General features: G+C 71.6%; 20 protein-coding genes. 18 read left to right on the plus strand and 2 right to left on the minus strand.

Annotation, left to right across the window (positions count from 1 at the left end; translation table 11 throughout):
- Positions 1–20 precede the first annotated feature (20 nt).
- A complete protein-coding gene (locus tag F0L46_RS09580; RefSeq protein ID WP_149816935.1) occupies positions 21–3,932 on the plus strand; it encodes a baseplate multidomain protein megatron in 3,912 nt (1,303 codons plus the stop codon).
- A 33-nt stretch (positions 3,933–3,965) separates the two neighbouring features.
- On the plus strand, positions 3,966–5,033 hold the full coding sequence (locus F0L46_RS09585) for a DUF2793 domain-containing protein (RefSeq protein WP_149816936.1): 1,068 nt from the start codon (positions 3,966–3,968) through the stop codon (positions 5,031–5,033).
- Between the two features lie 248 nt (positions 5,034–5,281).
- Here the strand turns inward: F0L46_RS09585 and F0L46_RS26100 are convergent, their stop codons facing one another.
- Positions 5,282–5,428, minus strand: a complete 147-nt coding sequence (locus tag F0L46_RS26100; protein WP_188311904.1) for a hypothetical protein — start codon at positions 5,426–5,428, stop codon at positions 5,282–5,284.
- 459 nt (positions 5,429–5,887) lie between these two features.
- Between F0L46_RS26100 and F0L46_RS09590 the strand changes: the two genes are divergently transcribed.
- The 15 genes from F0L46_RS09590 (at position 5,888) to F0L46_RS09660 (ending at position 23,874) form a co-directional block, all read left to right on the plus strand.
- On the plus strand, positions 5,888–6,361 hold the full coding sequence (locus F0L46_RS09590; protein ID WP_149816937.1) for an N-acetylmuramoyl-L-alanine amidase: 474 nt from the start codon (positions 5,888–5,890) through the stop codon (positions 6,359–6,361).
- A 23-nt stretch (positions 6,362–6,384) separates the two neighbouring features.
- Positions 6,385–6,603, plus strand: a complete 219-nt coding sequence (locus tag F0L46_RS09595; protein ID WP_149816938.1) for a hypothetical protein — start codon at positions 6,385–6,387, stop codon at positions 6,601–6,603.
- Between the two features lie 119 nt (positions 6,604–6,722).
- Entirely contained in the window at positions 6,723–7,028 is a 306-nt protein-coding gene (locus F0L46_RS09600) for a PepSY domain-containing protein (protein ID WP_149816939.1), read from the plus strand.
- A gap of 20 nt (positions 7,029–7,048) precedes the next feature.
- Positions 7,049–7,711, plus strand: a complete 663-nt coding sequence (locus tag F0L46_RS09605; RefSeq protein ID WP_149816940.1) for a response regulator transcription factor — start codon at positions 7,049–7,051, stop codon at positions 7,709–7,711.
- 16 nt (positions 7,712–7,727) lie between these two features.
- Positions 7,728–9,110 (plus strand): sensor histidine kinase, encoded by a 1,383-nt coding sequence (locus F0L46_RS09610; protein ID WP_188311905.1) that lies wholly within the window; start codon positions 7,728–7,730, stop codon positions 9,108–9,110.
- 408 nt (positions 9,111–9,518) lie between these two features.
- Positions 9,519–10,613, plus strand: coding sequence for a c-type cytochrome biogenesis protein CcmI (gene ccmI, locus F0L46_RS09615; RefSeq protein ID WP_149816942.1), 1,095 nt, complete (start codon positions 9,519–9,521; stop codon positions 10,611–10,613).
- Complete coding sequence (gene ccmE / locus F0L46_RS09620) at positions 10,610–11,098, plus strand: cytochrome c maturation protein CcmE (protein ID WP_149816943.1); 489 nt, start codon at positions 10,610–10,612, stop codon at positions 11,096–11,098. The genes ccmI and ccmE overlap by 4 nt, the downstream gene beginning before the upstream one ends.
- Positions 11,099–11,112: 14 nt before the next feature.
- Complete coding sequence (locus tag F0L46_RS09625) at positions 11,113–13,116, plus strand: heme lyase CcmF/NrfE family subunit (RefSeq protein WP_149816944.1); 2,004 nt, start codon at positions 11,113–11,115, stop codon at positions 13,114–13,116.
- 9 nt (positions 13,117–13,125) lie between these two features.
- Entirely contained in the window at positions 13,126–13,599 is a 474-nt protein-coding gene (locus tag F0L46_RS09630; RefSeq protein ID WP_149816945.1) for a cytochrome c-type biogenesis protein, read from the plus strand.
- A 329-nt stretch (positions 13,600–13,928) separates the two neighbouring features.
- Positions 13,929–14,936, plus strand: coding sequence for an ArsR/SmtB family transcription factor (locus tag F0L46_RS09635; protein ID WP_188311906.1), 1,008 nt, complete (start codon positions 13,929–13,931; stop codon positions 14,934–14,936).
- A complete protein-coding gene (gene metF / locus F0L46_RS09640; protein WP_149816946.1) occupies positions 14,936–15,850 on the plus strand; it encodes a methylenetetrahydrofolate reductase [NAD(P)H] in 915 nt (304 codons plus the stop codon). Before F0L46_RS09635 ends, metF begins: the two co-directional genes overlap by 1 nt.
- A gap of 288 nt (positions 15,851–16,138) precedes the next feature.
- Complete coding sequence (gene metH / locus F0L46_RS09645; protein ID WP_149816947.1) at positions 16,139–19,891, plus strand: methionine synthase; 3,753 nt, start codon at positions 16,139–16,141, stop codon at positions 19,889–19,891.
- 228 nt (positions 19,892–20,119) lie between these two features.
- A complete protein-coding gene (locus F0L46_RS09650; protein ID WP_149816948.1) occupies positions 20,120–20,731 on the plus strand; it encodes a TRAP transporter small permease in 612 nt (203 codons plus the stop codon).
- Between the two features lie 13 nt (positions 20,732–20,744).
- Complete coding sequence (locus tag F0L46_RS09655; protein ID WP_149816949.1) at positions 20,745–22,100, plus strand: TRAP transporter large permease; 1,356 nt, start codon at positions 20,745–20,747, stop codon at positions 22,098–22,100.
- 256 nt (positions 22,101–22,356) lie between these two features.
- Positions 22,357–23,874, plus strand: coding sequence for a UxaA family hydrolase (locus F0L46_RS09660; protein ID WP_149816950.1), 1,518 nt, complete (start codon positions 22,357–22,359; stop codon positions 23,872–23,874).
- A 169-nt stretch (positions 23,875–24,043) separates the two neighbouring features.
- Here F0L46_RS09660 and F0L46_RS09665 read toward each other — a convergent pair whose 3' ends face one another.
- Complete coding sequence (locus F0L46_RS09665; RefSeq protein WP_149816951.1) at positions 24,044–24,340, minus strand: hypothetical protein; 297 nt, start codon at positions 24,338–24,340, stop codon at positions 24,044–24,046.
- A 109-nt stretch (positions 24,341–24,449) separates the two neighbouring features.
- Here F0L46_RS09665 and speB point away from each other — a divergent pair, with 109 nt between their 5' ends.
- Complete coding sequence (speB, locus tag F0L46_RS09670) at positions 24,450–25,493, plus strand: agmatinase (RefSeq protein ID WP_149816952.1); 1,044 nt, start codon at positions 24,450–24,452, stop codon at positions 25,491–25,493.
- Positions 25,494–25,668 lie beyond the last annotated feature (175 nt).

The raw sequence follows: 25,668 nt of genomic DNA on the forward strand, positions 1-25,668 counted from the left end.
CTCAAATCCTTGGAGGCCCCATGGCCACCGTCGTGCTCCAGGTCGCGGGCTCCGTCCTCGGCTCCATCGTGGGCGGGCCCGTGGGCGCCGCCATCGGCCAGGCGATCGGTGCCGCGGCGGGCGCCGCCATCGACGCGTCCCTGCTCAGCGCCGCCACGAGCGGGGGCGGGCGCACCGTCGAGGGGCCGCGGCTCAAGGACTTCGAGGTGCTGAGCTCGACGGAGGGCGCGCCGATCCCGCGGGTCTATGGCCGCGCCCGGGTCGGCGGCCAGCTGATCTGGGCGACGCCCATCGAGGAGACCGCGACCGTGATCCGCGAGCGCGGGCGCTCCAAGGGCGCGCCGAGCACCAAGCGCACCGAGTACAGCTACCACGTCAACCTCGCGGTGGGCCTGTGCGAGGGGCCCATCGCCTTCGTGCGAAGGGTGTGGGCGGACGGGCGCGAGCTCGACCTGAGCCTCGTCGAGATGCGCATCCATGGCGGGGGCGAGAGCCAGGAGCCCGATCCGCTCCTCGTCGCCCGCATCGGCGCCGGGAGCGTCCCCGCCTATCGCGGGCTCGCCTATGCGGTGTTCGAGCGGCTGCCCCTCGCCGATTTCGGCAATCGCATCCCGCAGCTCGCCTTCGAGGTGGTGCGGCCCGTGGACGGGCTCGCCCGGATGATCCGGGCCGTGTGCCTCATCCCGGGCGCGAGCGAGTTCGCCTATGCGCCGGGCGAGGTGGTGCGGCTGGTGGGGCCCGTCTCGACACGGCCCGAGAACCGTCACCAGCTCTTCGCCCGCGCCGACGTCCACGCCTCCCTCGACGCCCTCCAGGCGCTCTGCCCCAACCTGGAGCGCGTCTCCGTTGTGGCGAGCTGGTTCGGCGACGACCTGCGGGCCGGCCATTGCACCATCGCCCCGCGCACCGAGGCCCCCGACCGGGACACCTACGGCGCCACCTGGTCGGCAGCGGGGCTGACGCGGGCCAACGCCCGGGTGGTGAGCCACGTGAACGGCCGCCCGGCCTATGGCGGCACGCCCGCCGACGAGAGCCTGATCCGCCTCGTCCACGAGCTGAAGCGGCGCGGCCTCGCCGTGACGCTCTATCCCTTCGTCATGATGGACATCGCGGCCGGCAACGGTCGCCCCGACCCCTATGGCCGGCCCGAGCAGCCCCCGTTTCCCTGGCGCGGGCGCATCACCTGCGATCCCGCTCCCGGCCGCGCGGGCACGCCCGACGGGACGCCCGCCGCGGGCTCCCAGGTCGCGGCCCTCGTCGGCACCTGCGCGCCGGGGCACTTCTGGGTCGCTGGAGGCGCCGTCGGCTATGCGGGCCCGGAGGAATGGAGCCTGCGGCGGCTGATCCTGCACTATGCCCATCTCGCGCTTGCGGCCGGGGGCGTCGACGCCTTCATCATCGGCTCCGAGCTCGTGGGGCTCACGCGGGTGCGCGCCGGCAGCGGCGTCTATCCGGCGGCCGCCGCGCTCGCGGCGCTCGCCGCTGACGTGCGCGCGGTGCTGGGCCCCGCCACGCGGATCACCTACGCGGCGGACTGGACGGAGTACGGGGCGCATGTCCTCGAGGGGGGCGCCGAGGTGCGCTTCCCCCTCGACCCGCTCTGGGCGCACCCGGCCATCGACGCGGTGGGGATCGACTATTATCCGCCCCTCTCGGACTGGCGCGACGGCTCCGGCCACCGGGACGCGGCGGAGGCGCGCGGGCCCTGCGACACGGCCTATCTGCGCCGCCGCCTCGCGTCCGGCGAGGGGTTCGACTGGTACTACGCCTCCGACGCCGACCGGGCCTCGCAGACGAGAACCCCCATCGCGGACAGAGCTTACGGCAAGGCGTGGATGTTTCGCGCGAAGGATCTCGTGTCCTGGTGGAGCCTGCCGCACGTGGAGCGCCGGGGCGGCTTGGAGATCGGCGCGACCGCCTGGGTGCCGGGGTCGAAGCCGATCTGGCTCACCGAGATCGGGGTGCCGGCGGTCGACAAGGGGGCGAACGGGCCCAACGTCTTCCCCGATCCGAAGAGCTCCGAATCGGCCTATCCGCCCTTCTCGTCGGGCGCCCGCGACGACCTCGTCCAGGCCCGCGCCCTGGAGGCCATCCTCTCGCGCTTCGATCCCGCCCTGCCGGGCCACGAGGCGGGGATGAACCCGCTCATCGCGGGCGGGACCCGGCGCATGGTCGATCCCTCGCACGTCTATGTCTGGGCGTGGGACGCGAGGCCCTTCCCCGCCTTCCCGGACTACACCGACGTGTGGGCCGACGGGGAGAACTGGCGCACGGGACACTGGCTCACGGGACGGCTCGAGGGCGTGCCCCTCGACCGGCTGGTCGCGGCTGTGCTCGCCGAGCAGGGGATCGCGGCGCCTCTCGACCTCGCCCTCGACGGCTTCCTCGACGGGGCGGTGATCGACCGCCCGGTCTCGGCGCGGGGCGCGCTGGAGCCGATCCTGCGCCTCTTCGGCGCCGACCTCGTGGCCTCGGGCGGCGTGCTGCGCGGGCAGGGGCGCGGGGCGCAGGCCCTTCGCGCCCTCGATCCGGGCGAGCTCGCGGTGGTGGAGGACGAGCCCGTGCTGCGCCTCACCCGCGCCCAGGAGACCGACCTGCCCCGGCAGATGACGCTCTCCTTCATCGACGGCGAGACCGAGTACCGGCGCGCCGCCGTCGCCTCCCGGCGCCTCGCGGTCGCGAGCGGGCGGGAGGCGCGGGCCGAGGTGGCGGCGGTGCTGCGCCGCGACCAGGCGCAGGCGCTCGCCGATGCCTGGCTCCAGGACGTGTGGGCGGCCCGCGAGGGGGCGGCCTTCGCGCTCTCCCCGCGCGCCATCGCCATCGAGCCCGGCGACCTGCTCGCCCTGCCCACCGCCGGCGGCGCGCGCCTTCACCGGGTGGTGCGGATCGCCGACGGGCCGGTGCGGCGCGTGGAGACCCGGGGCGCCGAGCCAGCGATCTTCGCCGGCGCCACGGTCCCGGCTCCCCGCCCGCCGCGCAAGCCGCCGCTCTTTCCCGGGCGACCGGTTCCGATCGTCCTCGACCTGCCGGCCTCGGACGGCGAGCCGACGATCCTGCAATACCTCGCCGTTGCGGCCGAGCCCTGGCCCGGTCCCATGACGGTCTGGCGGGCGGGGGAGGACGGCTTCGTGCCGCACGCGAGCGCCGAGCGCCCCGCCCGAACCGGGCGCACGCTCTCGACGCTCCCGCCGGGCCCTCTCTGGCGCTGGGACCGTGGCGCCGTGCTGGAGGTCGAGATGGCGACGGGTGTCCTGGAGGCGGTGAGCGAGGGCGCGGCGCTCGCGGGGGCGAACCTCATGGCGCTCCAGGGGCCGGACGGCGTGAGGGAGATCCTCTCGGCGGCGGACGTCGAGCTCGTGGGCGAGGGGCGCTACCGGCTCACCCGCCTCCTGCGCGGCCTCGGCGGGAGCGAGGCGGCGGCCTCCCGCACGCTCTCCCCCGGCGCGAGCCTCGTGATGCTCGACGACGCCCTGGTGCCGCTCACCGACGCCCCCGGCGACATCGGGCGACCGCAGGTCTATCGCGTCGGGCCGGCCCGCGTCGATCCGGGCGACGGCTCGGTGGTCGAGGTGACCGCGACGGCGGGCCTCGACCCTCTGCGCCCCCTCGCCCCCGTGCACCTGCGGGCGCGGCGGACCCCCGACGGCGTGGCCATCGCCTGGATCCGGCGCACCCGCCGGGACGACGACGCCTGGGAGCCCGCGGACGTGCCGCTCGGCGAGGACGGCGAGGCCTACGAGGTGGACATCCTGGCGGGCGGCGTCGTGCGCCGGACGCTCACCGCCGCCACGCCCTCGGCCCTCTACCCGGCCGCCCTGGAGGTCGCCGATTTCGGCGCGCCGCAGGCGGCCCTCGCCGTGCGCGTCGCGCAGACGAGCCGGGTCGCCGGGCGTGGGGCCGCCGCCGGAGCCGTGCTCGATGTTCTGGCCTGACAGGCCAACCTCTCTCAGAACCCGGACGCATCCATGACCCAGACCCCTCATCTCGGCCTGCCCCTCATCGCGGCGGGCCAGGCCCAGAAGCATGTCACCCACAACGAGGCCCTGGTGCTCCTCGACGCCCTGGCGCAGCTCGCGATTGTCCGCCGGGACCTCGCCGATCCGCCGGGCGACGTGGGGGAGGGGGCCCGCTTTATCGTCGGGCCCGCCCCGACAGGAGCTTGGGCGGGGCGGGCGGGCCAGGTGGCCGTGCGGCTCGACGGCGCCTGGACCTTCCGCGCGCCGGAGGAGGGCTGGATCGCCTATGCTCTCGCCGAGGGAGCGCTCCTCGTTCACCGCAGCGGCGCCTGGACGCCGCTCGGGGCGCCTTCCGTCCAGCAGCTGGAGCGGCTCGGCCTCGGCACGGCGGCGGACGCGACGAACCCCTTCGCGGCGCGCCTTAACAAGGCCCTGTGGACCGCCCGCCCCGTGGCGGAGGGCGGCGACGGGGACCTGCGCTACACCCTCAACAAGGAGGGCCCGGCGGACGTGCTGTCGCTCCTCTTCCAGTCCGGCTTCCAGGGGCGGGCGGAGCTCGGCCTCATCGGCGACGACGACCTCGTCCTCAAGGTGTCGGCGGACGGGTCGGCATGGCGCGAGGCACTGCGCGTGAGCCGGTCCAGCGGGGTGCCGCGCTTTCCCGGGGCGGCGCGCTTCCTCGCCACGATCGGCGGCGATCCCGCCGTGCCGGCGGGCGCCTGGACGCGCATTCCCTACGACCTCGCCGCCCTCAACGACGGCGGCGGCTTCGACCCCGCCACGGGGCGCTTCACGGCGCCGGCCGCGGGCGTCTACCGGATCGACGCCGCCGCCACGCTGAAGGGCACCGGCGCCGTGCCCGCCGCGATGGAGATCGCGCTCCATCGCAACGCGATCGCGGTGACGGGGACGGCCGCCGGGGCGGCGGGTCTCGTGGACGGGGTGTCCGGCGTCGCCACGGGAGCGGTGCTCGCCCTCGACGCGGGCGACGCGGTCGAGGCGCGCATCCGCTTCACGGGCACCGGGGCGGCTGTGCTCGGCGCGCGGTCCCGAATCTGTGGGAACCTCTTGCCATAGTCTCGCCGGAGGCCAGATCGACCTTGCCGGGAGCGTTAACCCGGCTTTAACGAATGGGCTTCGGACTGAAGAAAACCGCCCAGGTTGAGTCGACGCCGGACAAGCCGTCCGGCAGCGGGGGACAGGTTAGCCGGTTCGTGGGAGGGGTACCGATGGTGTGGATCGCGATCGCCTATATGGGCTGCGTCGCCCTGTTCCTGGAGGCCTGCCACCGGGCGGGCGCCATCGAGGGCGCGGACTGATCGGCCCTAGACGACGTCCACGAGCCACAGGAGCGCGTAGGCGATCCCCAGGATCCAGCCGAGCGTCAGCAAGCCGCCGAAGCCGATGACGACGAGGGGCCACCGGGCGTCGGGCGCCGCGGCCGCGGCGCAGGCGGCGTGCTGCTCGTCCATGCTGCGGCCCCCGGTCGATGCGGCTCCCGAAGCGATCCCTGCGCCCGTTTCGTGACGGCCCGATGTCAGTGAGCCGGCCGGTTCTCCGCCGGGCGGCTCGCGTCCTGGCTCGCCCAGCTCAGGCGCAGCCGGTCGCAGGCCGTTCGCTCGAGGGCGATCAGGCGGGACGCCATGTCCTTCACGCTGCTCCAATGCTCCGGGTGCGCGGCGTCGCAGGGGGTGGGGCCGTCCGGCCGCCGTCCGTCCTGCCGATCGATGGAAGCGGAATCGCAAAGCGCGCATGTCGTAGGTCTCATTGCCGCCGTCCGATCGAGCGCCCCTGATACGCCGTAGAGGACCACCCGACCTGCCGCTCCGTCAACGCGGGAGCCGATTGACGCTTAATCTTCAGGAACCGGAATCCCGACCATTCGAGCCGCCTCGTCCCGAGGCGGCTTTTGTCGTCTCAAGGAGGCTTCCATGGCGGTGCGCTCACGCACAGACCTCATCGTCCTGCACTGCTCGGCGACCCGCGCCGGTCAGGCGGTCACCGCGGCGCAGATCCGCGACTGGCATCTCGCCCGGGGCTTCTCCGACATCGGCTATCATCGGGTGATCCGGCGCGACGGCACCGTCGAGGCCGGGCGGCCCCTCGATGCGGTCGGAGCCCACGTGGCGGGCCATAACGCCCGCTCGGTCGGGGTCTGCCTCGTGGGCGGCCTCGACGACCGCACGGGCGCCCCGGCCGACACCTTCACCCCCGCCCAATGGACCGCCCTGCGGGCGCTCGTGGGCGAGCTCGTCGCCCGCTATCCGGGCGCGCGCGTGCTGGGCCACCGCGACCTCTCGCCCGACCTCGACGGCGACGGCGTCGTCGAGCCCCGTGAATGGCTGAAGAGCTGCCCCTGCTTCGACGCCCGGGCCTGGGCCTGGCGCGAGGGCTTCCCCGTCTGACCCATCGCACAAGGAGAGCGACCATGACCCTCGACACCACCACGCTTGCTCCCGTCTCGAAGGCGCTCGCGGGCGCGCTCGCGGCGGGCCTCGCCGGCACCAGCACGGCCGCCGTCTCGATCCCCGCCGATGCCGCCATGCCCTGGTGGGGCTACCTCCTCGTCGGCCTCGTCAACGCGGGGCTGGGGTTCCTCGGCGTCTACGCCGCCCCGGCGAACCGGCCGGGGGCGTCCGCGGGCTGAGAGGTCGCGCCCCGCATCGCAAACGGCGCCTGCGCGTTGATGCTGGAGCGCCCCGGCTCCGCTTCGATCAGGCGGAGCCATTCAGGGCGCATTCAGTCGCCGTCGCTCAGGGTCGTCCCATGCATCGCCTCGTCTCCGTTCTCGTGGTTCTGGCCGCCCTCGCCGCCGCGGCGCGTCCGGCGGCGGCCGAGGGCTGCCTGTCCCAGGGCGACATGCGGGAGGTGATCTCGTCGAACCAGGTGGTGTCGCCCCTCGTCGCCCTCAACGCGGCGCGGCGGGCGGCGCCGGGAGCCGACGTCCTGCGCGCCCAGCTGTGTCAAAAGGGCAAGGATCTCGTCTATATCTTGACCGCCCTGCGCCGGGACGGGCGCTTCGTCGAGGTGACCGTCGACGCCACGTCGGGCCGGGTCGCCGCGCTGCACTGAACCCACAGGAAACGACCGCCGTGCGCCTTCTCGTCGTCGAGGATGACAAGACCCTCAACCAGCAGATCGTCGGCGCCCTCGAGGGCGCGGGCTACGCCGTCGACCACGCCTTCGACGGCGAGGAGGGCCAGTTCCTCGGCGAGACCGAGCCCTATGACTGCGTCATCCTCGACCTGGGCCTCCCGAAGACCGACGGGGTGACCCTGCTCGGCAACTGGCGCCGGGCGGGCCTGCGCATGCCCGTGATCATCCTCACGGCCCGCGACCGCTGGAGCGACAAGGTGTCGGGCTTCGACGCGGGGGCAGACGACTACGTGACGAAGCCCTTCCACATGGAGGAGCTGCTCGCCCGCGTGCGGGCGCTCCTGCGCCGGGCGGCGGGCCACGCCACGAGCGAGATCGCCTGCGGGCCCGTGAGCCTCGACACGCGCTCGGGCCGCGTGCTGGTCGAGGGCACCGCGATCAAGCTCACCTCGCACGAGTACCGGCTCCTGTCCTACCTCATGCACCACAAGGGCCGCATCGTCTCCCGCGCGGAGCTCACCGAGCACCTCTACGACCAGGACTTCGACCGCGATTCCAACACGATCGAGGTGTTCGTCGGCCGCCTGCGCAAGAAGCTCGGCGTCGACATCATCCAGACGGTCCGGGGCCTGGGCTACCTCGTCGAGGCCAAGGCGTGAGGGGGTGGAGGCCGCCATGGCCGTGACGCCCCTCGCGCAACGCTCCATCGCGGTCCGCCTCGCGGTCTCGGCCCTGTTCTGGAGCGTGCTGATCCTGCTCGTGGCGGGGCTGCTCCTCGTGGCGGGCTTCCGCGAGATCACGGAGCGGGGCTTCGACCAGCGGCTCCTCGTCTACGCCAACGACCTCGCCTCCGACCTCGTGACCCCCGGCGCCCTGGAGCAGCGCGAGGCGGGCGGGGTGGGCGATCCCCGCTTCGTCCTGCCCCTCTCGGGCTGGTACTGGCAGGTGGCCCGGCCCGGCGCCCGCGTGCGCGACATCCGCACCTCCCGCTCGCTGCTGGGCAGCGTGCTCGCGAGCCTCTCGGCGGAGAGCGACGAGCGGCGCTTCGGGGAGATCCGCAAGGGCTATATCGGCGGCCCGGACGAGCGCCAGCTGCGTGTCGTCGAGCGCGACATCGACCTAGGCGAGGACGGGCGCTTCGTCGTGCGGGTGGCGGGCCCCGCGGCGGAGATCCGCCAGGAGGTCCATCGCTTCACCCTGGCGCTCGGGGCGACGTTCAGCGTGCTCGGCATCGCGCTCGCCCTCACGACGCTCCTCCAGATCCGCTTCGGCCTCCAGCCCCTCACCCGGCTGCGCAGCGCGGTGCACGCCGTGCGCCGGGGCGAGTCGGAGCGGATCGCGGGCGACTACCCGAAGGACATCGCGCCGCTCGCGGGCGAGCTCAACCTGCTGCTCGACACCAACCGCGACATCCTGGAGCGCGCCCGCACGCAGGTGGGCAACCTCGCCCATGCCCTGAAGACGCCGCTCTCCGTGCTCGTCAACGAGGCCGATGCCGGGTCCGGGCCGCTCGCCGCGAAGGTGCGCGAGCAGGCCGAGCTCATGCGCGGCCATATCGGCTATTACCTCGACCGGGCGCGCGCGGCGGCGCTCGCCGGTACGCTCGGGACGATGACGGAGGTCGCGCCCGTGGTGGACGCGCTCGCCCGGACCTTCCCGAAGATCTACCGCGACAAGGACCTCGACATCGACGCCGCCGTGCCCGCCGCCTTGCGCTTTCGCGGCGAGCGGCAGGACCTCGAGGAGATGGTGGGCAACCTCCTCGACAACGCCGCCAAATGGGCGGCGAGCCGGGTGACGGTGACGGTCCGCCCGAGCGATCCCGAGCGGAGCCTGTGGTGCATGACCATCGAGGACGACGGCCCGGGCATGCCCCCCGACCGCCTCGCCACGATGCCCAAGCGCGGCCAGCGCCTCGACGAGACCAAGCCCGGTTCCGGGCTCGGCCTCTCGATCGCGGCCGACCTCGCCACCCTCTATCGCGGCTCGCTGAAGCTCGAGACCGCCTCGCTCGGCGGCCTGCGGGCGGTGCTGGAACTGCCCGGCGACGGGGCGTGAGTGGCGCCGGTCGGCAGCGTCGTCCCGGCCGAGGCCGCAAGCCTGCCAGGGCGCCTCGACCCCGCCGCGAGGACCGCGCCCCCGCAACCCCGGCGGGATCGAGGCGCCCGCCCGCCTTCGGCCGCCGCAGATCCCCGTCATCAGGGTTGACGGAGGGCGGCCGGACGCTAGGGTCGGATGGGAAAGCTTAGCCGGGACAGGATGTTGTCTTGCGGTCCCAGGCCCAGGCGAGGCCCCCCGGAGGGAGCGAGCGCGGCCGTCGGCCTCCGCATTCCACCGATCCGCGTTCGTCCCGAGTTGCGCGAGGCGCCAAGTAACTCCTTCTTTCCCGTGTAAAATCAACGACGTGACAGTGTGTCGCCACGTCTGCTAGTCGTTTAGAAGGGCCGCGCGCTGTACATCATGCCTATGACCATCTGGATCCTTTTCGCGGTGATGACCGGCGCGGCCGTGATGGCCGTGCTGTGGCCGTTGTCGCGCCGGCCCGAGGCGGCCGGCGGACCGGATGCGGACGCCGCGTTCTACCGGGATCAGATCGCCGAGATCGAGCGCGACATGGGCCGCGGGCTGCTCTCGCCGCGGGAGGCCGAGGCCGCGCGGGCCGAGGCCGGCCGGCGCCTGCTGCGCTCCAATGCGGCGGTCGACCACATCGTCGACAAGGAGGGCGAGCCTGCGCTGCGCCGCCGCCGCGCGGCCTCGACGCTCGCCCTCTCGATCGTGCCGCTCCTCGCGCTCGCGACCTATGGCGCCTTTGGCTCGCCCGGGCTTCCCGGCAGGCCGGCAACGGCGCGGGCGCCCGCCGATCCGGCCGCCATGGATCTCGGCCAGGCGGTCGCGCAGATCGAGGCGCATCTCGCCAAGAGCCCGGAGGACGGGCGCGGCTGGGAGGTTCTCGCCCCCGTCTACATGCGGGCCGGCCGCTTCGCCGACGCCGCGAAGGCCTACGAGGCCGCGATCCGGGCGCTCGGCGGCAACGCGGACCGCTACGCCAATCTCGGGGAGGCCCTCGTGAACGCCGGCGACGGCGTGGTCTCGGCGGAAGCCCGCGCGGCCTTCGACAAGGCGGTCGCGGCCGACGCCGCAGCCCCCAAGGCGCAGTTCTACCTCGCCCGCGCCGCCGAGCAGGACGGCGACCGTGCCGCCGCGATCGGCCGCTACGAGAGCCTCATCGCCGCCGCGCCCGCGGATGCCCCCTGGCTGCCCCTGGTGCGCCAGCGCCTCGCCGCCCTCCAGGGCCCCGCCGTCGACATCGCGGCGATGCCGCCCGCCGACCAGAGCGCCGCGATCCGCGGCATGGTCGAGGGCCTCGCGGCGCGGCTCGAGGGGCAGGGCGGCTCGATCGAGGAATGGACGCGGCTCGTGCGCGCCCGCATGGTGCTGGGCGAGCCCGACAAGGCGGCGGCGGCCCTCGCCGGGGCCCGCCGGGCGCTTGCCGGCGATCCGGCGGCGCTCGCCCGTCTCGACGCCCTCGCAAGCTCGATGGGCCAGGAGGCCAGGCCATGACCCGCAAGCAGCGGCGCCTCACCCTCATCGGCACCGCCGGCCTCGTCCTCGCCGCGGCCCTGGGCCTCGTGCTCTTCGCCATGAACGACCAGATCATGTTCTTCCACTCGCCCCAGACCGTGGCGGAGAAGAACGTTCAGCCCGGCACGCGCTTCCGTCTCGGCGGGCTGGTCCAGGCCGGCTCGGTGGAGCGCGGGCCCTCGCAATCGGTGAAGTTCCGGGTCGAGGACGCCACGGGATCGATCCCGGTCACCTATGTGGGCCTGCTCCCCGACCTGTTCCGCGAGGGGCAGGGCGTGGTGACCGAGGGGGTGCTCGGGCCCGACGGCGTGTTCAAGGCCTCGACGGTCCTGGCCCGCCACGACGAGACCTACATGCCCCGCGAGGTCGCGGACGCCCTGAAGAGCCAGGGACACTGGCAGCCCGGCGCCGGCCCCCAGGGTGCCGCCGCGAAGCCCCCCCTCGCCACGCCCGTCAGTCAGTAAGGAGTTCGCGCGCCGTGTTGATCGAAGCCGGACATTTCGCGCTCGCGCTGGCCCTCGGGCTGTCGGTGGTGCAGCTCGTCGTGCCGCTCTGGGGCACGCGCACCGACGATTCCGTGCTCATCGGCGTCGCCGGGCCCGCGGCGCTCGCGGTCTTCACCTGCATCCTGTTCTCGTTCAGCGTGCTCACCTTTGCCTACGCGACGTCGGACTTCTCGGTCCTCAACGTCGTGATGAACTCGCACTCGACGAAGCCCTTCATCTACAAGATCTCCGGCGTGTGGGGGAACCACGAGGGCTCGATGCTCCTGTGGGTGCTCATCCTCGCCCTGTTCGGGGCCGTGGTGGCGCTGGCGCGAGACGCGCTGCCCGACCGGCTGCGGGCCAACACGCTCGCCGTGCAGGGCGGCATCACGGTGGCATTCCTGCTCTTCCTGCTCGCGACCTCGAACCCCTTCGCGCGCGTCGATCCGGCGCCGTTCGAGGGGCAGGACCTCAACCCGGTCCTCCAGGATCCCGGCCTCGCGATCCATCCGCCGCTGCTCTATATCGGCTATGTCGGGTTCTCGATCACCTTCGCCTTCGCGATGGCGGCGCTCATCGACGGGCGGATCGACGCGGTGTGGGCCCGGGCCGTGCGCCCGTGGACGCTCGCCGCCTGGGCCTTCCTGACGCTCGGCATCGCCATGGGCTCCTACTGGGCCTATTACGAGCTCGGCTGGGGCGGCTGGTGGTTCTGGGATCCGGTCGAGAACGCCTCGCTCATGCCCTGGATCGCCGGCACGGCGCTGGTCCATTCCACCGTGGTGATGGAGAAGCGCGACGCGCTGAAAGTCTGGACGATCCTGCTCGCCATCCTGACCTTCTCGCTCTCGCTGCTGGGCACCTTCCTGGTGCGCTCGGGCGTCCTCACGTCGGTCCATGCCTTCGCCGTCGATCCGGCGCGCGGCGTGTTCATCCTCGGCATCCTCGTGGTGTTCATCGGCGGGTCGCTCGGTCTCTTCGCCTGGCGGGCGCCGCTCCTGCGGCAGGGCGGGCTCTTCGCCCCCGTCTCCCGCGAGGGCGCGCTCGTGGTGAACAACCTCTTCCTCGCCACGGGCTGCGCCACGATCTTCACCGGCACGCTCTATCCCCTGGCGCTCGAGGCGCTCACGGGGGCGAAGATCTCGGTCGGCGCGCCGTTCTTCAACACGGTGTTCCTGCCGATCATCGTCCCCGTGCTCCTCCTCGTGCCCTTCGGCCAGATGATGGCCTGGAAGCGCGGCGACTTCCTGGGCGTCGCCCAGCGCCTCGCGGCGGCCATCGGCCTCTCGCTCCTCGCGGTGGTGGGCCTGCTCGCCGTGACCCGGGGCGGGCCCGTGGCGGCGCCGCTCGGCATCGGCCTGGGGCTGTTCCTCATCCTCGGCGCGTTCCAGGAGATCGTGTCGCGGGCCTTCGCGTCCGGCACGTCGCTGGGCGTCGGCCTCAAGCGCGCCGCAGGCCTGCCGCGCTCCACCTGGGGAACGGTGCTGGCCCATGCGGGCGCCGGCCTGACGGTGATCGGCATCGCGGCCTCCGCCTGGTCGACGGAGACCATCGTGAGCATGCGGCCGGGCGATCGGCAGGCCGTGGGCGGCTACACCGCCGAGCTCCTGAGCGTGACCCCGCGCACGGGGCCGAACTACCGCGAGGACGTGATCCGCTTCCGCATCATGGACGGGACCCGCGACCTCGGCGAGCTCGACACGATGAAACGGCTCTACGTGACCCGCAACATGCCGACCACTGAGGCCGGGATCATGACCCGGGGCGTGAGCCAGATCTACATCTCGGCCGGGGAGGAGGCGAACGGGACGGTGGGCATCCGCCTGTTCTACAAGCCGCTCATCCTTCTCATCTGGCTCGGCGCCGTGGTGATGGCGGCGGGCGGCGCGATGTCGCTCACCGACCGGCGCTTCCGCGTCGGCGCACCGGCGGTCGCCAAGCGCCGCCGCCCGGAGCCGCAGGGCCAGATGGCGAGCGTTCCGGCGCCGGCCGAGTAGGAGAGAGCCATGGGCAGCCTTCCCCGCATCGGCCTCGCGCTCCTGCTGCTCGCGACCCCGCTCGCCTCGGCGCACGCCGTGCAGCCGGACGAGATCCTGCGCGATCCCGCCATGGAGCGCCGCGCCCGCGATATCTCGTCGGGCCTGCGCTGCCTCGTGTGCCAGAACCAGTCCATCGACGATTCCGACGCACCGCTCGCCAAGGACCTGCGGGTCCTCGTGCGCGAGCGGCTCACCTCGGGTGACAGCGACGCTCAGGTGCGTGACTTCCTGGTCCAGCGCTACGGCGAGTTCGTGCTGCTCAAGCCGCCCTTCTCGCTTCACACGGTCTGGCTGTGGCTCACGCCGCTCGCCGTCTTCGGCGCCGGCGCCCTCGGTCTCGCCCTCACCCTGCGCCGCCGGCGCACACCCGCGGTCGCGGCCCTGACCCCCGACGAGCAGGCCCGTCTCGACGCGCTCCTGCGCGAGAGCGGCCGGGCTTGAGATTTCGCGAGGCGTGAGGCCTGCACCGGTCCCCGGTGACCGGCAGGGGCGAGGCGCGCTCCAGCATGAACGAGCGCCGCCGCTCTCCCTCCCGCTTGCGGGGAGGGGCAGGGTTCGGGACGTGAGATCGTCCGTTGCAGAATAAGCCTGTACCGGCCCGCGTTCCCCCTACCTGCCCGCCAGCTCCGACTTCACGACCTCCACCCCCCAACCCGTTCCCGCAAAGGGGGAGGGGAGCGGGACGCGTCTCCCTCCGCGCGTCGTGCTTGCGTGTCCACTCTCGTTGATATAAAGATATCTTTATATCTCTTAGCGAGAAAGACCACGCCGTGATCGAGCGTCCGCCTCTCAACCTCGACGACGCGCTGACCGCCCTCAAGGCCGCGGGCGAGGAGACGCGGCTGCGGATCCTGGCGCTGCTGCGCGAGGGCGAGCTGTCGGTCTCCGACCTCACCGACATTCTCGGCCAGTCGCAGCCCCGCATCTCGCGTCACCTGAAGCTCCTCGTCGAGGCCGGCCTCGTGGAGCGCCATCGCGAGGGCGCGTGGGCGTTCTTCCGCCTCGCCGAGGATCCCGCCGGCGCGATGCTGCGGCCGGTGCTCGCCGGCATCGATCCTGGGGACCGGCGGGTCGCGGCGGACCGGGACCGGCTCGCGGCGGTGCGGGCGCAGCGCGCCGAGACCGCCCTGTCGCACTTCGCCCGCATCGCCCCCGAATGGGACCGCCTGCGCTCGCTCCATGTTCCGGAGGAGGCCGTCGAGGCCGCGATCCTCGAGACGCTCGGGGGAAAGCCGATCCGGGCGCTCGTCGATCTCGGCACCGGCACCGGCCGCATGCTCCAGCTTCTCGCCCCGCGCGCGAGCCGGGTCGTGGGCCTTGATGCCAGCCACGCCATGCTGTCGGTGGCGCGCGCCAACCTGGAGAAGGCGGGCCTTGCCCGCATCGAGCTGCGCCAGGGCGACATCTACGCCCCGCCCCTGGAGAGCAATGCCTTCGACCTCGTGATCGTCCACCAGGTGCTGCATTACCTCGATGACCCGGCCCGGGCGCTGCGCGAGGCGGCGCGCCTTCTGGCGCCCGGCGGCCGGCTCCTCGTGGTGGATTTCGCGCCGCACGATCTCGAGTTCTTGCGCGAGCGCCAGGCGCATCGGCGCCTCGGCTTCGCGGGCGAGCAGGTGAGGGGTTGGCTCGCGGAAGCGGGCCTCGACACCCTCGCCGGCCGCGAGCTCGCGCCCCCGACGGCCGGCCGCGACCAGCTCACCGTCTCCCTCTGGCTCGCGCAGGACCCGCGCGTGATCACCGATTGGCCCCTTCTGTCGAACCGCGAGGTCGCCTGATGACGTCCGCCTTCCGCCCCAGCCGCCACGGCGCGCGTCCGATCCGGGTCTCCTTCGAGTTCTTTCCGCCCAAGACCCCCGAGATGGAGGCGACGCTCTGGGCCTCCATCGAGCGCCTGGCGCCGCTGGGGCCTAGCTTCGTCTCGGTCACCTACGGGGCCGGCGGCTCGACCCGCGAGCGCACCCACAACACGCTCTCGCGGCTGGTCCGCGAGACCGCGCTCAAGCCCGCCGCGCACCTCACCTGCGTGGCGGCGACCCGTACGGAGGTGGACGAGGTGGTCCGCTCCTATTGGGATGCGGGCGTGCGCCACATCGTGGCCCTGCGCGGCGACCCCGTGGCGGGTCCCGGCACGGCCTACGAGGCCCATCCGGGGGGCTACGAGCAGACCTGCGATCTCGTGGCGGGCATCAAGCGGGTCGGCGACTTCGAGGTCTCGGTCTCGGCCTACCCCGAGAAGCACCCGGAGGCCGCCTCGCTCGACGCCGACATCGACGCCCTGAAGGCGAAGGTCGACGCGGGCGCCGACCGGGCCATCACCCAGTTCTTCTTCGATAACGACCTGTTCTTCCGCTATCTCGACCGCGTGCGGGCGCGGGGCATCGACATCCCGATCGTGCCGGGCATCCTCCCCGTCCAGAACTTCAAGCAGGCGGCGAACTTCGCGGCCAAGACCGGCGCCTCGATGCCGGCGTGGCTCGCGGCGCGCTTCGAGGGCCTGGAGGGCGACGTCGAGACCCGCAAGCTCATCGCGGCGGCGGTGGCGGCCGAGCAGGTCATCGACCTCGTGGACCGGGGCGTCACGGACTTCCACTTCTACACGATGAACCGCGCCGACCTCGTCTACGCGATCTGCCACTTGCTGGGCTTGCGGGCGCAGGCGAGCGGAGAGCCGACGCGGGTGGCGGCGTGAGGGGACCCCCCTCTCCCGGATGGGAGAGGGGCTAGGGGTGAGGGTGCCATGCTGATCGTATCGCGAGCCCCCTCCACGCCACCACCGTCATCCCCGGGCTTGTCCTTCGACAGGCTCATGATGAGGCCGGGGACCCAGGTCTCCGCGGTGTCTGGATGTCCGGGTCAAGCCCGGCCATGACAATCGGGAGCGGAGGGGTGCGAGCGAGCTGGTCCGACCTGGCCACCCTCACCCCCGACCCCTCTCCCATCCGGGAGAGGGGGGACGAACCAACGAGAAGACCTTTCGATGTCCGACATCCGCCTTGCCGACGGCCCTGAAATCCTCAACGCCCTGCGCGAGGCGGCTGCCCAGCGCATCCTCGTCCTCGACGGGGCGATGGGGACGGAGATCCAGAACCTGAAGCTCGGCGAGGCGGATTATCGCGGCGAGCGGTTCAAGGATCACGGGCACGATCAGCGGGGCAACAACGACCTCCTGATCCTCTCGCAGCCCGACGCGGTGCGGGGCATCCACCTCGACTATTTCCGCGCCGGCGCCGACATCGTCGAGACCAACACGTTCTCGGGCACCTCGATCGCCCAGGCCGATTACGGCCTGGAGGCGGTCGTCTACGAGCTCAACCGCGAGGGCGCGCGGCTGGCCCGCGAGGCGGCGGTCCTGGCCGAACGGGAGGACGGGCGGCGCCGTTTCGTGGCGGGCGCGGTCGGCCCCACCAACCGCACGCTCTCGATCTCGCCCGACGTCAACAATCCGGGCTACCGCGCCGTCACCTTCGACGAGGTGCGCGACGCTTACGCCGAGCAGATCCGCGGCCTCGTGGATGGCGGCGCGCAGATCGTCCTCATCGAGACGATCTTCGACACGCTCAACGCCAAGGCCGCGATCGTCGCCGCCGACATCGTGTTCCGCGAGCGGGGCGTGCGCCTGCCGGTGATGATCTCAGGCACGATCACCGACCTCTCCGGCCGCACCCTGTCGGGCCAGACGCCGGAGGCCTTCTGGCACTCGATCCGCCACGCCGACCCGCTCCTGTCGGTGGGCCTCAACTGCGCGCTCGGCGCCCGCGAGATGCGCGCCCACATCGCGGCCCTGTCGAAGGTCGCCGATACCCTCGTCTGCGCCTATCCGAATGCGGGCCTGCCCAACGAGTTCGGCCTCTACGACGAGCGCCCGGAGGCCACGGCCACGATGCTCGCCGAGTTCGCCTCCGCCGGGCTCGTCAACATGGTGGGCGGCTGCTGCGGCACGACGCCGGCCCATATCCGCGCCGTCGCGGAAGCGGTCGCCGGCAAGGCGCCGCGTAGCGTTCCGAGCGTGTCCCCGATGATGTGTCTGTCAGGGCTCGAGCCCTTCGTGCTCACCCCCGACATCCCCTTCGTGAACGTGGGCGAGCGCACGAACGTCACGGGCTCGGCCAAGTTCCGCAAGCTCGTCACCAACGGCGACCTCCCGGCGGCGCTCGACGTCGCCCGCGACCAGGTCGCGGCGGGCGCCCAGATCATCGACGTCAACATGGACGAGGGCCTGCTCGACTCGAAAAAGGCGATGGTCGAGTTCCTCAACCTCGCCATGGCCGAGCCCGACATCGCCCGCGTGCCCGTCATGGTCGACTCGTCGAAGTTCGACGTGATCGAGGCAGGCCTGAAATGCCTCCAGGGCAAGGCGATCGTGAACTCGATCTCCATGAAGGAGGGGATCGAGGCGTTCAAGGAGCAGGCCCGGATCTGCCGCTCTTATGGCGCCGCCGTCGTGGTCATGGCCTTCGACGAGCAGGGCCAGGCGGATTCCTACGAGCGCAAGGTCGAGATCTGCGGGCGCGCCTACAAGATCCTCACGGAGGAGGTGGGCTTCCCGCCGGAGGACATCATCTTCGACCCGAACGTCTTCGCGGTGGCGACCGGCATCGAGGAGCATGACGGCTACGGCGTCGCCTTCATCGACGCCGCGCGCACCATCCGCGAGACCCTGCCCCACGCCCATATCTCGGGCGGCGTGTCGAACCTGTCGTTCTCGTTCCGTGGCAACGAGCCCGTGCGCGAGGCGATGCACACGGTGTTCCTCTACCATGCCATCGGGGCCGGCATGGACATGGGCATCGTCAATGCGGGCCAGCTCGGCGTCTACGCGAACCTCGATCCGGAGCTGCGGGACTTGTGCGAGGACGTGGTTCTCAACCGCCGCCCGGACGCCACCGAGCGCCTTCTGGAGGCCGCGCCGCGCCACAAGGGCGACGGCCAGCAGGCGGCCAAGTGCGCCGATCTCGAATGGCGCTCCTGGCCCGTCGAGAAGCGGTTGGAGCACGCGCTGGTGAGCGGCATCACCGAGTTCATCGAGGCCGACACGGAGGAGGCGCGCGGGGCCGCCGAGCGCCCGCTCCACGTCATCGAGGGCCCACTCATGGCGGGGATGAACGTGGTCGGCGACCTGTTCGGGGCGGGCAAGATGTTCCTGCCGCAGGTGGTGAAGTCGGCCCGCGTCATGAAGCAGGCGGTGGCCTATCTCATGCCGTTCATGGAGGCGGAGAAGGCCGCGTCGGGGCTGGAGCAGCGCTCGGCCGCGGGCAAGATCCTCATGGCAACCGTGAAGGGGGACGTGCACGACATCGGCAAGAACATCGTCGGCGTCGTGCTGGCCTGCAACAATTACGAGGTCATCGACCTCGGCGTGATGGTGCCGGCCCAGAAGATCCTGGAGACGGCGCAGCGCGAGGGCGTCGACGTGATCGGCCTGTCGGGCCTCATCACCCCCTCCCTCGACGAGATGGTGCATGTCGCCGCCGAGATGGAGCGCCAGGGCATCGAGGTGCCGCTCCTCATCGGGGGCGCCACCACGAGCCGGGTCCACACGGCGGTGAAGATCCACCCGGCCTACGAGCGCGGCCAGACGGTCTACGTGACGGACGCGAGCCGCGCGGTCGGCGTGGTCTCCTCGCTGCTCTCGCCCGAGGCGAAGGGCCCTTACGTCGAGACCGTGCGGGCCGAGTACCGCCGCGTGGCGGATGCCCACGCCCGGGCCGAGATCGACAAGCAGCGCCTGTCCCTCGACAAGGCCCGCGCCAACCGCATGCGCATCGACTGGAGCGCCTACCAGCCCCCGAAGCCCACCTTCACGGGCACCCGGGTGTTCCGCACCTACGAGGTCGCGGATCTCGTGCCCTATATCGACTGGACGCCGTTCTTCTCCACCTGGGAGCTGAAGGGCCGCTTCCCCGGCATCCTGGAGGACGAGGTCCAGGGGCCCGCGGCGCGCCAGCTCTGGGAGGACGCGCAGGCGATGCTCGCCCGCATCGTCGAGGAGCGCTGGTTCAACCCGAAGGCCGTGCTGGGCTTCTGGCCGGCCAACAGCGTCGGCGACGACATCGCGCTCTTCACGGGCGAGAGCCGGTCGGAGCGGCTCGCCACCTTCCACGGGCTGCGCCAGCAGCTTTCCAAGCGCGACGGGCGGCCGAACCTCTGCCTCTCCGATTTCGTGGCGCCGCAGGAGACGGGGCTTCCCGACTATGTCGGCGGCTTCGTGGTGACGGCGGGCATCGAGGAGGTGCGCATCGCCGAGCGCTTCGAGCGCGCCAACGACGATTACGGCTCCATCCTCGTCAAGGCGCTCGCCGACCGCCTGGCGGAAGCCTTCGCCGAGCGCATGCACGAGCGGGTGCGCCGGGAGTTCTGGGCCTATGCCCCGGACGAGGCCTTCACCATGGAGGATCTCGTGCGCGAGGAATACCGCGGCATCCGCCCGGCGCCCGGCTATCCGGCCCAGCCCGATCACACCGAGAAGGCGACCCTGTTCGACCTGCTGAAGGCCGAGCCCCGTATCGGCGTGCGCCTCACCGAGTCCTACGCCATGTGGCCGGGCTCCTCGGTCTCGGGCCTCTACATCGCGCATCCGGACGCGCATTATTTCGGCGTCGCCAAGGTGGAGCGCGACCAGGTAGAGGACTATGCCGAGCGCAAGGGCATGGCGATCCACGAGGTGGAACGCTGGCTCTCGCCGATCCTCAACTACGACCCGGCCGCCTACCGCCCGATGGCGGCGGAGTAGGGCTCTCAACTCCTCTCCCCGCCGTGCGGTGAGAGGGCTTCGGCTGCGGAATGGCAGCCGGAGCAAGCGAACGTCAGTGAGCGAGGGTGAGGGGGCGCCGACGGGGGAGCGATCGCGTCAAGGCCCCCTTACCCTCGGGCTGCCGCCCTCGCCTCAGCCCCCGGTGAAGGGGGCCTCGGCCCTCTCCCCGCGCGGCGGGGAGAGGGGACCTCCATCCCTGGAGCCCCCATGACCAGCGCCTCCGTACCCGCCGCCCGTCCCGAGCCCCACCGCGAGGCGCAGCCGGGGCAGCCTGGCGACGTCCAGCCCGCTCTCGACCACCTCTTCGAGGAATGGCGCGAGCAGGAACAGCATGTCGACCTCTCGGACCTGCGGTGGACGGACATCCTCGTCTTCGCCACGTTCTGGGTCCTGTTCGGGGTCGTCTTCCTCCAGTTCTACACCCGCTACATCCTCAACGACTCGCTGGGCTGGACGGAGGAGATCGCCCGCTACCTGCTCGTGGCGGTGGTGTTCATCGGCTCCATCACCGCCATGCGCAAGGGCACGCACATCGCGGTGGAGGCGCTCCTCGTCTATCTCCCCAAGGAGGGGAAGCACTGGATCCTGGTGGCGGTGGACGGCCTGGTGGCGCTCTTCTGCTACGGCATGGCCTGGTACGGATACGTGCTCGGCGAGCGCGCCAACCAGTACATGGTCTCCATCGATATCCCGAAATCCTACATGTACTGGATGGTGGCGCTCGCCATCCTCGGCATGGCGGTCCACGCCACGATCCGCTTCGTCCGGCGCCTGAGGCGGCGCGAGGCCGATCAGGCCCACACCCTCGTCCTCGACTGATCGGGAGCGCCCCATGCTCGTCACCCTGCTCCTGGTCTCGCTTCTCGTCATGATCGTGCTCGGCGTGCCGATCGCCGTGGCGCTCGCGGGCTCGTCCCTGTTCTTCCTCGTGGTGGGCAACATCACGGGCGAGGTGACGACCCCCGCCGTCACGGTGATCCACCGCATGGTCAACGGGGTGGATTCCTTCCCCCTCCTCGCCGTGCCCTTCTTCATCATGGCCGGCAACCTCATGAACTCCGCCGGCATCACGAAGCAGATCTACGACTTCGCGGTGGCGGCGGTGGGCTGGCTGAAAGGGGGCCTCGGCCACGTGAACGTGGCGGGCTCGGTGATCTTCGCGGGCATGTCGGGCACGGCGGTGGCGGATGCCGGGGGCCTTGGCACCATCGAGATCAAGGCCATGCGCGACCACGGCTACGACACGGGCTTCGCGGTGGGCCTGACCGCGGCCTCGTCGACCATCGGGCCGATCATCCCGCCCTCGCTGCCCCTCGTGATCTACGGCGTCGTGGCGAACGCCTCGATCAGCGCGCTCTTCGTCGCCGGCATCGTGCCGGGCCTCATCATGGCTGCCGTCCTCTCCGGCTCGGTGGCCTTCTACGCCCACCGCTACGGCATCGGGCGCGACGCGTCGTTCCAGTTGCGCGCCCTCGGCGTCTCCTTCGTGCACGCCTTCCTGCCGCTCCTGACCCCGGCGATCATCATCGGCGGCATGAGCTTCGGCCTGTTCACGCCCACCGAAGCCGCGGTGTTCGCCTGCGCCTACGCGCTGCTGCTCTCCCTCGTAATCCACCGCGTGTTCAACTGGGTCCTCATCGCGCGGGGGAGGCCGCAGGGCTATTCCGTGCTCACCATGCGCCAGCTCGTGCGCGTCACCATGGATACGATCGAGACCACGGCGGTGGTGCTCCTGATCGTGGCGGGCGCCTCTATCTTCGGCTGGATCCTCACCACCACCCGCACCACGGACGCGCTCGGGGCCTGGATCCTCGCCTTCGCGGACGACCCGATCACCTTCCTCATCCTGGTGAACCTCTTTCTCCTCGTGGTCGGCTGCTTCATGGAGACGATCGCCGCGATCACGATCCTCACCCCCGTCCTCCTGCCGGTGGCGATCAAGCTCGGGATCGACCCGGTCCATTTCGGGCTGATCATGGTGCTCAACCTCATGATCGGCCTTCTCACCCCGCCGGTCGGCATGGTGCTCTACGTCCTGGCGCGGGTCTCGAACTTGACCTTCGAGGAGACCGTGAAGGCGGTGGCGCCGTGGATCGTGCCGCTGCTCCTCGTTCTGATCCTGATCACCTTCGTGCCCGAGACCGTGCTATGGCTGCCGCGGACATTGAAGGAATGGGGATACCTGTAGGCCAAGCGGCGCCGCTTGCGCGGCATCGGAGTGCTGGATCTCGGATCGGCTTTGCGCTGCGTGCAGCTTGTCCGGGAAAGTGGGCGTGGGAGGTTCTGGAGAACCAACCTGTCACCCTGAACAACTTTCCCGGACAAGTCCCGCGTGAGCGGGACGCAGATCCGGGATCCGGCGCAAAACCCCGTCGCGCAGCGACACAGACACACCCACATCCGATCACGACGTCCCGTCCGCCGATCATCCGAAGGCCCCGCCCATGACCACCCCCCGCACCATCCACCTGCGCCCCGAGGACAACGTCGCCGTGGCGGTCGATCTCGTGCCCGCCGGCGCCACGGCCCAAGGGATCACGGCGCGCGAGCGCATTCTCAAAGGCCACAAGATGGCCCTGGAGCCGATCCGCGAGGGGGAGCCCGTGCGCAAGTTCGGGCAGATCATCGGCTTTGCCACGCGCCACGTCGCGCCGGGCGAGTGGGTGCACGAGCACAATGTCGGCCTGCACGATTTCGAGCGCGACTACCGCTTCGCCGAGGACGCCCGCGACGACGACCTGCTCCCCGAGGGCATGCGCGCCACCTTCGAGGGCTTCCGCCGCGACACCGGGCGCACGGGCACCCGCAACTATATCGGCATCCTCACCTCTGTGAACTGCTCGGCCTCCGTCGCGCGCTTCGCCGCCGAGCACATCACGAAATCCGGCATGCTCGACGACTATCCGGGCATCGACGGGGTGGTGGCCATCGTCCACGGGACTGGCTGCGGGCACGCGGCCTATGGCGAGGGCTTCGAGGTCCTGCGCCGCACCCAGTGGGGCTATGCGAGCCACCCGAACTTCGCGGGCGTCGTCATGGTGGGCCTGGGCTGCGAGGTGTTCCAGATCGGCCGGATGAAGCAGGAATACGGCCTGTCGGAAACGGACACCTTCCGCACGCTCACCATCCAGGACACGGGCGGCACCCGCCGCACCGTCGAGGCGATCACGGCGGCCGTGCGGGACATGCTGCCGCTCGCGGGCCGGGCCCGGCGCGAGACGCGCCCCGCCTCCGAGCTCATCCTGGCGCTGCAATGCGGCGGCTCAGACGGCTATTCCGGCCTCACCGCCAACCCGGCTTTGGGCGCGGCCTCCGATCTCCTGGTGCGCCACGGGGGCACCTCGATCCTCTCCGAGACGCCGGAGATCTACGGTGCCGAGCACCTGCTCACGCGCCGCGCCGCGACCCGCGCGATCGGCGAGCGCCTCGTCGAGCGCATCCGCTGGTGGGAGGCCTATACGGAGCGCAACGGCGGTGAGATGAACAACAACCCCTCGCCCGGCAACAAGGCGGGCGGCCTCACCACGATCCTCGAGAAGTCGCTCGGCGCCACGGCGAAGGGCGGGCAGTCGACCTTGCGAGGGGTGTTCGAATATGCCGAGCCCGTGCGCGAGCGCGGCTTCGTGTTCATGGACACGCCGGGCTACGATCCCGTGGCCGCCACGGGCCAGGTGGCGGGCGGCGCGAACCTCATCGCCTTCACCACGGGCCGCGGCTCGGCCTTCGGCGCCAAGCCCGCGCCCTCGATCAAGCTCGCCACGAATTCCGACATCTACCGGCGCATGATCGACGACATGGACATCGATTGCGGCGGCATCCTGGAGGGCGTCTCCGTCGAGGAGAAGGGCGCCGAGATCTTCGACACCATTCTGCGTGTGGCCTCGGGCGAGCCCACGAAATCCGAGGAGCTCGGCTACGGTGACAGCGAGTTCGTGCCCTGGCAGATCGGCGCCGTGATGTGAGAGGACTGCGCCTCGGGGCGAGGGGTGACGCTGCTCGCGGCGCACCCGCTCTCCCCGCTCCCGGGTCATCCCCGGGCTTGACCCGGGGATCCAGGCCAGCACGTCGACGGGATGGCCGGGTCGAGCCCGGCCATGACACGCGAAGCGGGAGAGGGTTTAGGCGCGCTCCCTACATCTTCCCCGCCGTCACCGCGGCCTGGATCCGCGGCAGGTCCTCGGGGCTCGCGCCGTCGACCCGCAGGATCGGGTGGCCGGCGGCCGACCAGCGCTTGGTGAAGCGAAGCCGCGCATAGCCCTCCTCGAGGGGCAGGAAGAACAGCCCGTCGGATTCGCCCCGCAGGTAGCAGGCGGCGCCAAGCGAGAAGCTTTCCTCGAAGCCGTGGACGGCGCGGCGGATCGCGGGGTGAAGCACGAGGGTGATGCCCTTGGCCTCGCACTCGTTTTCGACACTGGACAGGCTCAGCACGGTCGACCCTCCGGCAATGGCGCGCGCGGCGCCCTCATAGGGGATCAACGTGCCCCGCCTTGCCTGGTTTCGCCGCTCAAGGCATGGTGATGTGTCGCTGAGAGTGGTCATGGATCCCGAGAAGCTTGCCGCCCTGCGGGCCCGTTACGCCGAGTCGCTCGGCGCCGACATCGACGATCCGGAATTCCGGCGCGTGGCGGAGACGCAGTTCCAGGGCGAGCGGCGGCGGTTCCCCTATGCCGGCGTCCCCACCTTCCTCGGCGCGCCCTACCGTCCGGACGCCCTCGCGGAGGGGTTCGCCGACCTCGACGTCGCGCTCCTCGGCGTGCCCATGGATCTCGGCGTCACCAACCGCTCCGGCTCGCGCTTCGGGCCCCGGGCCGTGCGCACCGTCGAGCGGATCGGCCCCTACGACCACGTGCTCAAATGCGTGCCGCTCGCCGAGGCCCGGGTGGCGGATGTGGGCGACGTGCCCTTCCGCAGCCGCTATTCCTTGAGCGACAGCCACGCGGACATCGAGGCTCACGTCGGCGCGATCGTGGCGGCCGGGGTGCGGCCCCTGTCGGTGGGCGGCGACCATTCCATCAGCCTGCCGATCCTCAAGGCCCTGGGGCGCGAGCGGCCCGTGGGGCTCATCCACATCGACGCCCATTGCGACACGAGCGGCGCCTACGAGGGCACGAAATTCCACCATGGCGGGCCGTTCCGGGAGGCGGTGCTCGCGGGCGTGCTCGACCCTGAGCGCACGATCCAGATCGGGATCCGCGGCCCCGCCGAATATCTGTGGGAGTTCTCCTACCGCTCCGGGATGACGGTGATTCACGCGGAGGAGATCACGGCGCTCGGGATCCCGGCCATCGTCGAGCGTATCCGCGCCGTGATCGGCACGGGACCGGCCTACGTCACCTTCGACGTCGACAGCCTCGATCCGGCCTTCGCGCCCGGCACGGGCACGCCGGAGGTGGGCGGGCTCACGCCGCGCGAGGCGCAGGCGATCCTGCGGGGCTGCGACGGGCTCGACATCGTGGGCGGCGACGTGGTCGAGGTGGCGCCCCAATACGACCCCACCACCAACACCGCCCAGAACGCGGCCCAGATGCTGCTCACCATAGCGTGCCTGATGGTGCGCTCGCCCTCCATGGCGCGCCGCTGATCGGGCCGGGAGGGTTCAGGCGGCGCCGCTTCGCGGCATCGGACCCTGGGATCAAGCGCAAGGAGGCGCGCCGAAGGCGATCCTCATCCCGCCAGGCGTAAATCCGCGTCCCGCACCGGCAAACGCCGCGAGCCCCCTTGCGCTCCGCCGCGATCCCGCTACCTCAAGCGCTCGC

It is taken from the genome of Salinarimonas soli, assembly GCF_008386575.1.
Classification (GTDB): domain Bacteria; phylum Pseudomonadota; class Alphaproteobacteria; order Rhizobiales; family Beijerinckiaceae; genus Salinarimonas_A; species Salinarimonas_A soli.

Excerpts from the sequence above, each read along its gene's own strand:
- F0L46_RS09650 (WP_149816948.1), top strand. The coding sequence starts at position 20,120 with ATGACCAGCGCCTCCGTACCCGCCGCCCGTCCCGAGCCCCACCGCGAG.
- F0L46_RS09585 (WP_149816936.1), top strand. The coding sequence starts at position 3,966 with ATGACCCAGACCCCTCATCTCGGCCTGCCCCTCATCGCGGCGGGCCAG.
- ccmI (WP_149816942.1), top strand. The coding sequence starts at position 9,519 with ATGACCATCTGGATCCTTTTCGCGGTGATGACCGGCGCGGCCGTGATG.
- speB (WP_149816952.1), top strand. The coding sequence starts at position 24,450 with ATGGATCCCGAGAAGCTTGCCGCCCTGCGGGCCCGTTACGCCGAGTCG.
- F0L46_RS09655 (WP_149816949.1), top strand. The coding sequence starts at position 20,745 with ATGCTCGTCACCCTGCTCCTGGTCTCGCTTCTCGTCATGATCGTGCTC.
- F0L46_RS09590 (WP_149816937.1), top strand. The coding sequence starts at position 5,888 with ATGGCGGTGCGCTCACGCACAGACCTCATCGTCCTGCACTGCTCGGCG.
- ccmE (WP_149816943.1), top strand. The coding sequence starts at position 10,610 with ATGACCCGCAAGCAGCGGCGCCTCACCCTCATCGGCACCGCCGGCCTC.
- F0L46_RS09580 (WP_149816935.1), top strand. The coding sequence starts at position 21 with ATGGCCACCGTCGTGCTCCAGGTCGCGGGCTCCGTCCTCGGCTCCATC.
- metF (WP_149816946.1), top strand. The coding sequence starts at position 14,936 with ATGACGTCCGCCTTCCGCCCCAGCCGCCACGGCGCGCGTCCGATCCGG.
- metH (WP_149816947.1), top strand. The coding sequence starts at position 16,139 with ATGTCCGACATCCGCCTTGCCGACGGCCCTGAAATCCTCAACGCCCTG.
- F0L46_RS09610 (WP_188311905.1), top strand. The coding sequence starts at position 7,728 with ATGGCCGTGACGCCCCTCGCGCAACGCTCCATCGCGGTCCGCCTCGCG.
- F0L46_RS09660 (WP_149816950.1), top strand. The coding sequence starts at position 22,357 with ATGACCACCCCCCGCACCATCCACCTGCGCCCCGAGGACAACGTCGCC.
- F0L46_RS09630 (WP_149816945.1), top strand. The coding sequence starts at position 13,126 with ATGGGCAGCCTTCCCCGCATCGGCCTCGCGCTCCTGCTGCTCGCGACC.
- F0L46_RS09600 (WP_149816939.1), top strand. The coding sequence starts at position 6,723 with ATGCATCGCCTCGTCTCCGTTCTCGTGGTTCTGGCCGCCCTCGCCGCC.
- F0L46_RS09595 (WP_149816938.1), top strand. The coding sequence starts at position 6,385 with ATGACCCTCGACACCACCACGCTTGCTCCCGTCTCGAAGGCGCTCGCG.
- F0L46_RS26100 (WP_188311904.1), bottom strand. The coding sequence starts at position 5,428 with ATGGACGAGCAGCACGCCGCCTGCGCCGCGGCCGCGGCGCCCGACGCC.